This is a genomic window from Ensifer sp. D2-11 (assembly GCF_054161295.1).
This window is the reverse complement of the sequence record NZ_CP096433.1, coordinates 307,629-319,011: the sequence shown is the minus strand read 5'-3', so window position 1 is coordinate 319,011 and position 11,383 is coordinate 307,629. Positions and strand designations below refer to the sequence as shown.

16 protein-coding genes and 1 tRNA gene are annotated in these 11,383 nt (G+C 61.2%); 6 read left to right on the top strand and 11 right to left on the bottom strand.

The window, feature by feature from the left end; all coding sequences use genetic code 11:
* Positions 1–21: 21 nt before the first annotated feature.
* Together M1D34_RS01460 and M1D34_RS01455 are read left to right on the top strand one after the other, a co-directional pair.
* Entirely contained in the window at positions 22–1,347 is a 1,326-nt protein-coding gene (locus M1D34_RS01460) for a YjiH family protein (RefSeq protein WP_153313669.1), read from the top strand.
* The gene (locus tag M1D34_RS01455; protein WP_003527522.1) at positions 1,335–1,928 is read left to right on the top strand and encodes a HutD/Ves family protein; all 594 of its coding nucleotides are present in this window, start codon (positions 1,335–1,337) and stop codon (positions 1,926–1,928) included. Before M1D34_RS01460 ends, M1D34_RS01455 begins: the two co-directional genes overlap by 13 nt.
* Before the next feature lie 54 nt (positions 1,929–1,982).
* On the opposite strand, the gene M1D34_RS01450 is transcribed toward M1D34_RS01455, so the two are convergent.
* A complete protein-coding gene (locus tag M1D34_RS01450; protein WP_003527524.1) occupies positions 1,983–2,237 on the bottom strand; it encodes a hypothetical protein in 255 nt (84 codons plus the stop codon).
* Positions 2,238–2,290: 53 nt separating this feature from the next.
* Positions 2,291–2,479 carry a hypothetical protein gene (locus tag M1D34_RS01445; RefSeq protein ID WP_003527526.1) on the bottom strand — a complete coding sequence of 63 codons (189 nt, stop codon included), beginning with the start codon at positions 2,477–2,479 and terminating at the stop codon, positions 2,291–2,293.
* A 144-nt stretch (positions 2,480–2,623) separates the two neighbouring features.
* Between M1D34_RS01445 and M1D34_RS01440 the strand changes: the two genes are divergently transcribed.
* The gene (locus M1D34_RS01440) at positions 2,624–2,824 is read left to right on the top strand and encodes a hypothetical protein (RefSeq protein WP_153313670.1); all 201 of its coding nucleotides are present in this window, start codon (positions 2,624–2,626) and stop codon (positions 2,822–2,824) included.
* Between the two features lie 93 nt (positions 2,825–2,917).
* Here M1D34_RS01440 and M1D34_RS01435 read toward each other — a convergent pair whose 3' ends face one another.
* From M1D34_RS01435 to M1D34_RS01405, 7 genes are all read right to left on the bottom strand, one after another.
* Entirely contained in the window at positions 2,918–3,118 is a 201-nt protein-coding gene (locus tag M1D34_RS01435) for a hypothetical protein (protein ID WP_018096871.1), read from the bottom strand.
* Positions 3,100–3,333 (bottom strand): hypothetical protein, encoded by a 234-nt coding sequence (locus M1D34_RS01430; protein ID WP_014526973.1) that lies wholly within the window; start codon positions 3,331–3,333, stop codon positions 3,100–3,102. Before M1D34_RS01430 ends, M1D34_RS01435 begins: the two co-directional genes overlap by 19 nt.
* Positions 3,334–3,969: 636 nt before the next feature.
* Positions 3,970–4,305, bottom strand: coding sequence for a hypothetical protein (locus M1D34_RS01425; RefSeq protein WP_498780325.1), 336 nt, complete (start codon positions 4,303–4,305; stop codon positions 3,970–3,972).
* 214 nt (positions 4,306–4,519) lie between these two features.
* A complete protein-coding gene (locus M1D34_RS01420) occupies positions 4,520–4,780 on the bottom strand; it encodes a hypothetical protein (protein ID WP_003527539.1) in 261 nt (86 codons plus the stop codon).
* Positions 4,781–5,289: 509 nt separating this feature from the next.
* Positions 5,290–5,366 (bottom strand) — tRNA-Met (locus M1D34_RS01415).
* 134 nt (positions 5,367–5,500) lie between these two features.
* The gene (gene mnmA / locus M1D34_RS01410; protein WP_013844832.1) at positions 5,501–6,697 is read right to left on the bottom strand and encodes a tRNA 2-thiouridine(34) synthase MnmA; all 1,197 of its coding nucleotides are present in this window, start codon (positions 6,695–6,697) and stop codon (positions 5,501–5,503) included.
* Positions 6,698–6,960: 263 nt separating this feature from the next.
* On the bottom strand, positions 6,961–7,704 hold the full coding sequence (locus M1D34_RS01405; protein ID WP_153313672.1) for a helix-turn-helix transcriptional regulator: 744 nt from the start codon (positions 7,702–7,704) through the stop codon (positions 6,961–6,963).
* A gap of 406 nt (positions 7,705–8,110) precedes the next feature.
* Here M1D34_RS01405 and sciP point away from each other — a divergent pair, with 406 nt between their 5' ends.
* Together sciP and M1D34_RS01395 are read left to right on the top strand one after the other, a co-directional pair.
* On the top strand, positions 8,111–8,386 hold the full coding sequence (gene sciP / locus M1D34_RS01400; RefSeq protein WP_003527546.1) for a CtrA inhibitor SciP: 276 nt from the start codon (positions 8,111–8,113) through the stop codon (positions 8,384–8,386).
* A gap of 150 nt (positions 8,387–8,536) precedes the next feature.
* Complete coding sequence (locus M1D34_RS01395; RefSeq protein WP_003527553.1) at positions 8,537–8,818, top strand: GNAT family N-acetyltransferase; 282 nt, start codon at positions 8,537–8,539, stop codon at positions 8,816–8,818.
* 172 nt (positions 8,819–8,990) lie between these two features.
* Here M1D34_RS01395 and M1D34_RS01390 read toward each other — a convergent pair whose 3' ends face one another.
* Entirely contained in the window at positions 8,991–9,341 is a 351-nt protein-coding gene (locus M1D34_RS01390; RefSeq protein WP_003527555.1) for a hypothetical protein, read from the bottom strand.
* Positions 9,342–9,891: 550 nt separating this feature from the next.
* Here M1D34_RS01390 and ctrA point away from each other — a divergent pair.
* The gene (gene ctrA / locus M1D34_RS01385) at positions 9,892–10,593 is read left to right on the top strand and encodes a response regulator transcription factor CtrA (RefSeq protein WP_003527557.1); all 702 of its coding nucleotides are present in this window, start codon (positions 9,892–9,894) and stop codon (positions 10,591–10,593) included.
* A 374-nt stretch (positions 10,594–10,967) separates the two neighbouring features.
* Here ctrA and M1D34_RS01380 read toward each other — a convergent pair whose 3' ends face one another.
* Complete coding sequence (locus tag M1D34_RS01380) at positions 10,968–11,336, bottom strand: response regulator (protein ID WP_010970151.1); 369 nt, start codon at positions 11,334–11,336, stop codon at positions 10,968–10,970.
* Positions 11,337–11,383: the final 47 nt, after the last annotated feature.

Sequence of the window (11,383 nt, the reverse complement as noted above, 5' to 3'; positions counted from 1 at the left end):
ACAAGGAAGGGAGGAGACTACATGACGCACATCACCACCGAGGCAGGGGGCTCGCGCGGCGGCGCCGCATTGCGGCTCATCCTTTTCAGCCTCATCGGCATATTCCTGTTCTTCGTGCCGGTCGAAATCAACGGCAAGTCGACGATCCTGCTCGACCATGCGGCAACCGCCATATCGACCCATGCGCGGCCGGTGGCGATCGGCTTCGTATTGCTGCTGATGGCTTACGGCGCCTTCGGCCCCATCGCGAAGGGCACCTGGCGCAAGACGACGACCGATGCCGTGTTTTCGGTCCTGCGCGTCCTCGGACTGGTCCTTGCCGGCCTTTATCTCGCCGGCATCGGGCCCGAGGTCTTCTTCGCCCCCGACATGCTGCCCTTCCTCTTCGACAAGCTGGTGCTGTCGGTCGGGCTGATCGTACCCATCGGCGCTTTGGCACTCGCCTTCCTGATCGGCTACGGCCTTCTCGAATTCACCGGCGTGCTCGTCCAGCCCGTGATGCGGCCGATCTGGCGTACGCCGGGCTGGTCCGCCATCGACGCCGTCGCTTCCTTCGTCGGCAGCTACTCCCTTGCGCTCCTGATCACCGACCGCGTGTTCCGCGAAGGCAAGTACACGGTGCGCGAAGCGGCGATCATCGCGACAGGCTTTTCCACCGTGTCGGCTACGTTCATGATCATCGTGGCGAAGACGCTGGGGCTCATGGATATCTGGAATTTCTACTTCTGGACGACGCTTGTCGTCACATTCATCGTTTCTGCGATCACCGCCCGGATCTGGCCGCTTTCCCGGCTTGCGCACGAGGGCGATCGGGACCAGCCGCTGCCCCCGGGCCGCAGCCGCCTGAGCGTCGCCGTCGAGACGGGCCTGGAACAGGCAGCAATCGCCAAGGCCCTGCCGACGCTGCTACGCGAAAGCTTCCTCGACGGACTGCGCATGGCGGCGATGATCCTGCCGAGCATCATGGCTGTCGGGCTCATCGGGCTTCTCGCCGCCAAGTTCACGCCGATCTTCGACATTCTCGGCCTGACGCTCTACCCCTTCACCTGGCTCGCGCAGTTCGGCGAGCCGATGCAGGCGGCAAAGGCGCTCGCCTCAGGGCTCGCCGAGATGTTCCTGCCCGCCATCCTGCTCAAGGAGGCCGTGCCCGAGGTGAAGTTCCTGGTCGCGGTGGTATCGGTCAGTCAGGTCCTGTTCCTGTCCGCCTCGGTCCCTTGCATGCTGGCGACCTCGATCCCGCTCAGCTTTCGCGATCTTCTGGTGATCTGGTATATTCGCGTCGTATTGAGCATAGTGGTGACGGCGCCGATCATTTGGGTCGGAACGTCGATGGGATGGCTCGGCTGACGATGATGCGAATTCTGCGCTCGAGCGAGTACAGGCATATGCCGTGGAAGAACGGCGGCGGAGAGACGGTGGAAATCGCCGTCTCTCCGGACCGTGCCACCATTGCCGATTTCGACTGGCGCATAAGCATGGCGACCGTCGCCACCAATGGCGCCTTCTCGATCTTTCCCGGCATCGACCGCACCCTATCGATCCTGGAGGGCAGCGGGATGACGCTTGCGATCGAGGGCCGGCAACCGAAACTGCTGACCACCTCGGATACCCCCCTCACCTTCCCCGCCGACGTGCCGACGTCCGCGACGCTCGTGGATGGCCCGGTCACCGATCTCAATGTGATGACGCGCCGCCAGGCTTTGAAACATCGCGTGCGCAGGATTCATGTCGAGGGCTCGCAACCGGTGACGACGAGCGCCCGCGATCTCGTTCTCTTCTGTCATCGCGGCAGCGTTGCGCTCGTGACCGAAGGCGTCTCCGCAACCCTGCACGGGCTCGACGCGGCGGTCCTCGTCCAGCCGGGCACGCTCACGCTCTCGGCCGACATCGCTTCGGAAGCTTTCCTGATCGAGATCGGCCCGGCCTGAGCGCCGCGCCGTCAGCCGTCCTTTGTTCGGCCGGAAATATGAAGGCACGCCGCTTCAGCGCATGCCGAAGAGCAGGAGAATTCCGCCGACCAGCATGAGCGCGACGCCCAGCCAATTGCGCAACGGGCTCAGAAAACGCAGGCCTTGCCCGCGCGGCTCAAGCGTCTGCTTGGGATTGCGTTCCGCGGGCTGCGGCGGCTCGCTCAGCCGTCGCCGTCCGAGCGCCTCCCATGCCATGTAGAGAAGCCCGCTGATGAAAAGAAGTGCACCGGCCAGGGTTGCCCACACGCGCGCCTCCTGCGGCTGAATTCACTGTTCGACGAAACAGTGAATGATTCAATGGCGATGGAGACGCGGAGATGTCAGCGGATGCGCGTCTGAGGACGCACGATGTTCATCTGAAGCTCGTGGCTGGATGCAAATCGCCCGAGAACCCTGATCAGGCGGCGTTCCTCGGCCTTGTTGATGCCGGTCCGCCTGCAATACTCCGCCACGTCCCAGACATGCCTGGCCTGGGATTTGTCGAGCTTTCCGATTTCCGCGTGTCTCATCCTGCGCCTCCCAACTGCGTTGGTTCTAACGTCGAACGGGCACAAATGGTTCCCCCGTCGCGTCAAGTCCGGCGGCGGCTCCCGCGGGCCGGAACCTTTGCGGCCGGCTGCGGTTTCCGACCATGAGCGACCGGAGGTGATGTCATGAGCAGAAGCTGGGAACGACTGGCGCTGATCGGCGCCGCCGTCATCATAATCGCCAGTGCGATTTTCTACGTCTATGTCGACCGCTTCTCCTCGACCAATTCCACCCGGATCGAGGACACCAAGGTCAATGCCGACGGCATCAATACCATCGACGAAAATCCGCCGAGCGCCACGGGCGACAAGGACAATCCTTCCTGAGGCCCTCCCTTCGCGGGCGCGCATGGCACGCGCTCGCGCAGACCCGAAACGGACCGGCTCAAGGGCATAGGGCCGAAGGAAGGCGGAGGCGGCTCAAGGGCCGCCTGCCATCGACCCTACGACCACCATCACCACCGCATCGACGTCGATCTCTCCATTGACCGCGAGCTTGTCTCCCGCCTGGCGGACCTGAAGCTTCGAAGGGTTTTCTGCCGCCTGCCGCTGAAGTTCTTCGATAACGGCATTGATGGCCTTCGCCTCCAGATTGCCTTCGTTCAGATGGCTGGTACCCATTTCCAGAAGACCCCTTCCTTTCGCTCGGGATAATATTTGAATTCGCACTCGAACCGCCGGCCGTATGCGGCTGCCTCGGTCAAAGCCTTTTCCGAGGGCGGGTTCATTCCCGTTCCCGGGGCGAACCAGTCCTCCAGGAGATCGTCGGGGACATAGGCCCCGATTCTCAGGGGAAGACTGGTCAATGCGGAATCCATCTCTTTCGGCGCCGGCATGCGATCCTCCTGACCGACCCGGAGCGGGATGAGGAAAAGTGTGTGCGGTTTACCGCCCGCATCCCGCTCCAACTTCGTGCAATCGATCACGGTCATGTTTTTAGGTCAACCAGTCCTAAAAACATCGTGATCCAGAGCATTTCCGCTCCGGCAATGCTCTAACCTTTCGTTGACGCAACTCCGGACGGAAAACCGCTGCGCACTTTTCCTGGAATTGCTCACCCTCCTGCCGCAACTCCGGACGGAAAAACCGCTGCGCACTTTTCCTGGAATTGCTCACCCTTCTGCCGCAACTCCGGACGGAAAACCGCTGCGCACTTTTCCTGGAATTGCTCACCCTTCTGCCGCAACTCCGGACGGAAAACCGCTGCGCACTTTTCCTGGAATTGCTCTAACAAGGCCGGCCCCGGGAAGTTCCGTCGCCCGCCTCCTCCATACAGCCAGTGCACCGCCTTGCCCGAGCGCTGGCGTTTGTAGCAGCATGCCAAATGGCGCCGTGCGTCCGGAAACGCGCGGCGACTACTGCATGTGTCCTTTAATCCTATCCGATTAAAGGACAAAAACATGCAGCAGATCAAAGTGCCACGGCGACCTTTGCGCGTCTGATAAGACGCGCGGCGCTGTAGCAGACGAGGCTCAACCTATGCGAGGACATCCCGGCCGATTTGCGAAATAGACGGTGGTAAGCCGGCCGCGCCGGCCGACACCGTCGACCGCGACCTCGCGCCGCGTGACCGACCGGATATCCGGGTCGCGGATTCCAAGCCGGTAGGCACGACGGATGGCCTGACGCTCGCTGCAGCCGCGAGACGGACGATAATCGTAGTCATCATCGTCGTATCTGCGATCACGCAGCTGCGGACCGTCCGGACCGATATACAGGTCGAATGACTGGGCTGACGAAGCAGAAGGTAAAGCAGCCGCCGCGCCGCCCAAAATCAACCCGGCCGCGAAAAGCCTGCCGATGCTCATGACTTCTCCTCCATGCTCTCATTTGAGAGTTTTCTTAAACTCATATCTGAACGGCAGGGGAGCGGATTAGTTCCGCCCTTCCGCGTCTTTGAGCCGGGGAGGACGGACCAGGCGGCAGGACATCAGGGCGAGCGCTTCGGGAGAAATGAACCACGCCTCACCAGGCGCGCTCGCCAGTTCCGGAAGCCGTCGAGGGACGGCTCGACGTTGATGACTACTGTTGAGCGCCGCCCGGCGACGTTCCCTCGCCGCCTGAAGGCGCCTGCGTTTCCTGTCCGCCTGAAGGTGCCTGCGGCGCTTCAACGTTCGGCACGTTCACGTCGACGTCGGTATTTCCACCACCGCCGCTGCCGTCGAAGAGATCGCCGCCAAACAGGAACAAGGCTCCGACAACTAGCAGAATCACGATTACCGCGACGGCCCACCCACCGCCGCTGCCCCCGGTGTTGACTACTGTTGGTCCTCTGTCAGCCATTTGGAGTTCTCCTTTAGGTTCTTTCCTCCAGGGAAACCACTACAGCAGAATTAAGTTCCAGAGCGAGAAATAAGGGTAGACAACGCCGATGACAGTTCTCGTCATAAAGTTGGGAGAATGGATCCGGCGCAGGAGCGACCGACGGCCAAAACCGTCTTGATCAAGTAACCGGCAGAAATCTACTCTAATGATCTTTCGAGTATGACCTTTGACAGTAACTCATTTAACGACGTTAGAATTCAGTGCAGAAGACTCGGCGCTTCCACTGGCTCTGGTGGCGGCTTCAGAGCTTTCACGCAAGAGCGAGAGCGAGGCGCTATGAGTGATAGAGCGCGCTCGAAAAATAAGAAAGCTCATCGAGTGGACGGGAGGGCCGGCACTCCCTCGCAGATCCGGCAAGCCGTTTTGGTGAACCTTGCTCGCGCCCAGCGACAATATGCAGGATCGCACCGGCCAATGTCTCAGGAATAAACCGGTTACCTATGTGTCCAGAATGGACCGGGAAGGATTGGTAGCGGAGGAGGGATTCGAACCCCCGACACAAGGATTATGATTCCTCTGCTCTAACCTACTGAGCTACTCCGCCGCCGGTGCCGTGAAAGCTTCTGAACGAAGCCCGTCTTGGCTGGTCGGGCGGCTTATAAGGCGCTGTTCCGGCTAGTGTCAAGCAATGTCTTCGGGAAAAAGCGATGTTTTCCCGCCACGCCGGAATCGCCCGCTTTACGCTGCCGCCGGCGCCTGCAAGAGCGCCTTCAGCGCCGCTTCCGCGGCCGGCTCGCGCTCGGACCTGCGGATGAAGCCGCCGCCATAGACGCGCGCATCCTCGCCGGTGCCGGAATAGAGCGCGCAGGCCTGGCCGGGCGCGACACCCGCCTCGCCTTCGACGAGCTCGACATATAGCCCTTCGGCATCGCTCTTGAGGACCGCCGGCGCGGGGCGGCGGGTGGAGCGCACCTTGGCAAAGCATTCGAAGCCCTGTCCGGCTGCCGCTTCCAGTTCCTCGTCACCCAGCCAGTTGACGTCGCGCAGGTAGACGCGGCGCGTCTCCAGCGCCTCCTTCGGGCCGACGATCACGCGGCGCGAGCGGGCGTCGAGGTAGACGACATAAAGCGGCTCGCCGGTCGCGACACCGATGCCGCGGCGCTGACCGATCGTGTAATGCAGGATGCCCTCGTGCGCGCCCAGTACGCGACCGTCGAGATGGACGATTTCGCCGGCAAGCGCCGCGTTCGGCTTCAGCTTCGAGACGATGTCGCTGTATTTGCCCTGGGGCACGAAACAGATGTCCTGGCTGTCGGCCTTCTTGGCGACGACAAGGCCCATCTCCTCGGCGAGCGCCCGGGTCTCGCTCTTCGGAAGACCGCCGAGCGGGAAGCGCAGATAGTCGATCTGCTCCTGCGTTGTCGCAAAGAGGAAATAGCTCTGGTCGCGCTCGGCGTCGGCCGGCCGGTAGAGCGCGCGCTGGCCGGCATAACGCGGCTTCGGGCTCGGCCGCGAACGGATGTAATGGCCGGTGGCGAGCGCATCGGCGCCGAGCTCCTTGGCGGTCGCAAGCAGGTCGGCGAACTTGACCGTCTGGTTGCAGGCCACGCACGGGATCGGCGTCTCGCCGGCGATATAGCTTTCGGCGAAGGGGTTGATCACCGTCTCGCGGAAACGCGCCTCGTAATCGAGGACATAATGCGGAATGCCGATCGTCTCGCAGACGCGGCGGGCGTCGTCGATATCCTGACCGGCGCAGCAGGAGCCGGCCCTGTGCACCGCCGCGCCATGATCGTAAAGCTGCAGCGTGATGCCGAGAACGTCGTAGCCCTCGCGTTTGAGAAGCCCCGCCACGACGGAAGAGTCGACGCCGCCGGACATGGCGACGACGACGCGCGTATCTTCGGGCTTGCGGTCAAAATCGAGACTGTTCACGGGATCCAATCCGGCATCCGGGCGCGGCTCCTGTACCGGCACCCTGTTTCACGCTTGAGGCCGCACGGCGGCACATGAGGGCGGCGCGGCATATTCTGTAGGGTCTACGCCCTTCTGGTATTTTCTTCGTGCATGCCGTCATCCCAAAACCGCTGCTCGGTGTCGGGCGGCATGCATCAGACTTTTCCGTGCCGCGACATATAGAAACTTGCGCCCGTCACGGCAAGAGTGGACGGCAGAACGCCGGCCGAGCACTCGACCCGTCAGATCAGCTTCATCCGCATCGCCCGGGCGATCGCCTGCATGCGGTTGACGGCGTCGAGCTTGCGGGTCGCGCTCTTGAAATAGCTGCTCACCGTATAGGCGGATATGCCGAGAATGATGGCGATCTCGTCGCTGCTCTTTCCGGCCGCCGCCCAGCGCAGACATTCGACCTCCCGGCTCGAGAGCTTCTCGCGGGCGCCGCTGCCGGCATCGAAGGTACGCTCGAGGCATTCGAAAAGCTGCAATAGCGCCAGATAGAGCGTCGCACGCTCCGCGCCGGCCGGTTCGTCCCGCGTGCCGGAGAGCACTGCCACAAAAGGCTCACCATAGGTCGTGTGCAGCAGCACCGCGAAGTGACCCATACCGGCATGGGGCGGGAGGCGGATAACCGCGGCCTTGCCGGCGCCCCTGCCCGCGGGCTCCATGAGTTCAGGGCCGCCGGTGACGGGCAGCTTCGTCTGGCGCAGGCGCTCTACCAGTTCGCTGGTCTGGAACGTCTCGCCGGCGTCATACTGCTGTACCAGCTCCGCGGGCCAATTGCTCAGCACGAGACGTTCGGAAAAGCGCTGCTCGTCGGCGAGAGGCAGACGCGCGATCATGAAATGCGCGAATCCGTAGCGGGAGATCAGCCGCCGCATCAGATGCAGGAGCTCGTACTCCGTGCGCACCGATGCGGGGTCGATCTCGAAAGGCATGTTTGCTTCGGCCTCGCGCCGCGAGGCCGGTTCGTTCGAATCCTTCATTCCGGTCACCGTGCTGCCGGCGTTGCCGCCGCTATGGAGACTAAAGCGGTCTTGGCCCGGTGGCTGAAAGCGCCCCCCTGCCCGCGCCGCAGACATGAGCCGCGCCGCCCGCAAACTTCGTGACGCCCCGGTTTATTCCGGGAGCATACACGTGGACGCCCGTTTGATCCGGCGCCTCGCTGTCGCGAATTCCAGTCGAAGCGAAATGTGGTGATTGCATGGCCCGCGTCCCGAAATTCTAGGAAGGCCTGCCGTTTCCTTCCGTCACGAATAGCCACCCTTGCGAACCATCCGCGGCCGAGGCCGCTCAAATGATGATCAAATGGTTATCAACGGTTTAGGCAATTATTAAATGTGGCAAGCTAAGGTCACAGCCATATGGTCTTGAGTTTGTGTAGAGAGTCCCATGACCGAAATGATGCGTCCACGCGTGAAATATGTCATCGGCCCCGATGGCAGCCCCTTGACGATCGCGGACCTGCCGCCGGCCAATACCCGGCGCTGGGTCATCCGCAGGAAGGCTGAAGTCGTCGCCGCCGTGCGTGGTGGCCTTCTGAGCCTCGAAGAGGCATGTGAGCGTTACACGCTGACCGTAGAGGAATTCCTCTCCTGGCAATCCTCGATAAATGACCATGGTCTCGCCGGCCTGCGCACGACGCGCATCCAGCAATATCGCCACTGATCAATCCCCTGCAGGGCCATAATTCGAACCGGCGGCTTGGGTGCTCCTGAGCCGCCGGTTTCGTTTCAGCCGATTTGACGATAAAACCATCCATCAGATCATGCTGCAGCTACCGTATCGCCACCAACGCATGGGAACGAAGGACGCCCGATGGACATCGCCCAGGAAGAAACGAATACAAAAGGCCGCTACACGGCGACGCTCGACGGCCACACCGGTGAGATGACCTATTCCAGGTCGTCGCCGCATCTCATAATCGTGGACCACACCTTCGTTCCGGACGCGTTGCGCGGCAAAGGCGTCGGCCAGGCGCTGGCCCTTCACGCGATCGAAGAGGCCCGAAAGGGCAGCTGGAAGATCATCCCGCTCTGCCCGTTCATGCGCGCTCAGGTCATGCGCCATCCGGAGTGGCGGGATGTGATCCAGGGCTGATAGTGCAAGGGACCCCTTCTCCTGCCGCATCGGCCCGACAATCGGAATCGATCTTCGAAAAGCACAATGCGCCGATTCAACAAGTTAGAGCGCCCTTTGCGCGTCTGATAAGACGCGCGGCGCTGTAAGGCACCGCGCGTCTCATCAGATACGCGGTGCCGTAGCTGCTCTCTCAGGCGCGCAGCCGCGCACCCGTATCCCGCTCCTCGAGCGCTGCTGCCCTCGCATATTCCGCCTGCACCTCCTCGAGCGCGAGCTCGGCCGCATCCTGCTGCATTTTCAGCTCGCGAATGGAAACCTGGAGATTATCGGCCCTCTGGCGGGCAGCCTTGGCGAAGGTGGGATAGGCGAAATGCGAAGGGTCGGAAATTCCCGACTTCTTCTCCTCGAAGACGATCTGGTTTTCCAGATCCTTGGTCATGCGCTCGAACTCGGCCATCATCATTTGAAGCTGGCTGAGCTGGCGCTGCTTTTCCCGAACCTGAAATTCCTTCAGTCGGACTAGGCTCTCACGTGCTTTCATACGCAATACTCCCGTGGATACCGAGACCCCGGTTACTGTTCCCGAGCGGGATAAGGGAAAGCTGTGAAGGAGATCTCCGCCCGCATCCCGCTCTAACTCCTTCTAATCGACCACTAGAGAAGCCGGTTCGCCCGGAATCCCCGTGATCTGCGGCCCGTTGTGCCGGCCCAACCGAGCCGGAAACAAAAATCGACCGCGGCCTTAACAAATGCCTACCGCTGGTAACCTTTCGTTTACGGGCATCGTTAATCATAGGTGCGATGATTTAAGGCTCCGTAAATGCTGATGCATGAAATGTGGACTTTCGCGCATTTACGAGTCGGAAGAGTCAGTTAACGGCATTCCCTCATGTATCGCATGAGGAGCGCAATTTCAGATTTACGTTTTGAATCAGGAGACTGCTAAAAATATTTAACATTTTCGATACACCTTGCCAGAGTGAATCAGAATTTGTTAACCATTTGGTGGCAGCCTCCAAATCAGGCAACGACTGGATCCGTATCGCGTAAGGATGCCACGACAACCTTGGGCGGCGGAAAAGGGGAAGACTATGCGGGTTCTACTGATCGAAGACGACAGCGCGACGGCTCAGAGCATCGAGCTCATGCTTAAGTCCGAAAGTTTCAACGTCTACACCACAGATCTCGGGGAAGAAGGCGTCGATCTCGGCAAGCTTTACGACTACGACATCATTCTCCTCGACCTGAACCTGCCGGACATGTCCGGTTACGAAGTTCTCAGAACGCTGCGTCTGTCGAAGGTCAAAACACCGATTCTCATCCTTTCGGGCATGGCGGGTATCGAGGACAAGGTGCGCGGCCTCGGCTTCGGCGCCGACGACTATATGACCAAGCCTTTCCACAAGGACGAGCTGGTGGCCCGGATCCACGCGATCGTGCGCCGCTCCAAGGGCCATGCCCAGTCGGTCATCTCGACGGGCGAGCTGATCGTCAACCTGGACGCCAAGACCGTGGAAGTCGGCGGCCAGCGCGTGCATCTGACGGGCAAGGAATACCAGATGCTGGAGCTGCTCTCGCTGCGCAAGGGCACGACGCTCACCAAGGAAATGTTCCTGAACCACCTTTATGGCGGCATGGACGAGCCGGAGCTGAAGATCATCGACGTCTTCATCTGTAAGCTGCGCAAGAAACTCGCCAATGCCGCCGGCGGCGCCAACTACATCGAAACCGTCTGGGGCCGCGGCTACGTGCTGCGCGAACCGGAAGGCAGCGACTACCTGGAAACCGCCTGATTTCCGGCATTCCCGTAGGCGACATACCCGCATCTGCCGCCTCGCCCGAATCGCAGCCGAACCCGCCTAGTCAGGGCGGGTTTTTTGTTGCCGACGCATATTGACCGGTCACAGCAAGCACGTGACGCCGCATAGCAGCGATTGGTGGCGGATACATTTTTTCTCTCTGCCTCATTCCTGTGCGTATCACAGGAATCCAGCAGCGCTGCGTCTGCGGCGCGGGAGGGTCTTTTCAGCCCGAGGACTTGGCCTGGCTGGATTCCTGTGACGAGCACAGGAATGAGGAATCAAGAGAGAAAGCCTTGCCCTATCGGAAGATGGTGCAGGTGAGCGCTTGGGTAAGCCCCGCGTGACCCCATAGGACCGGCTCTGTTTCAGGCCGCCATCGACTGACCGGCGAAAACACTCGTCAGGATCTTGCGGTCGAACGGTTTCAGCAGGAAATCGTCGGCACCGGCCCGCTTGCCGGCCATCATCTTCTTGAGATCCGCCTGGACGACACAGTAATAGATCCGCACCGAAGCGCCCTCAGGCAGGCGACGGATATTGCCGATCAGGTCGAGCGCACCGTCCAGGCCCGCATCGACGATCAGGATGTTCGGCAGTTCGGCCTCGCATCGCACCAGCGCTTCAAGGCTGCTCGGCGCCTCGGAAACCAGGAATCCCATTCCCGACAGGATACGCTTCCCGACCTTACGCACAACATCCGATCCGTCAGCAATCATCAAGCGCCGCACGTCCATCTCCTTCCCGCTCCGCCACACGCGAAACCATCTCCATGAAGCAATCC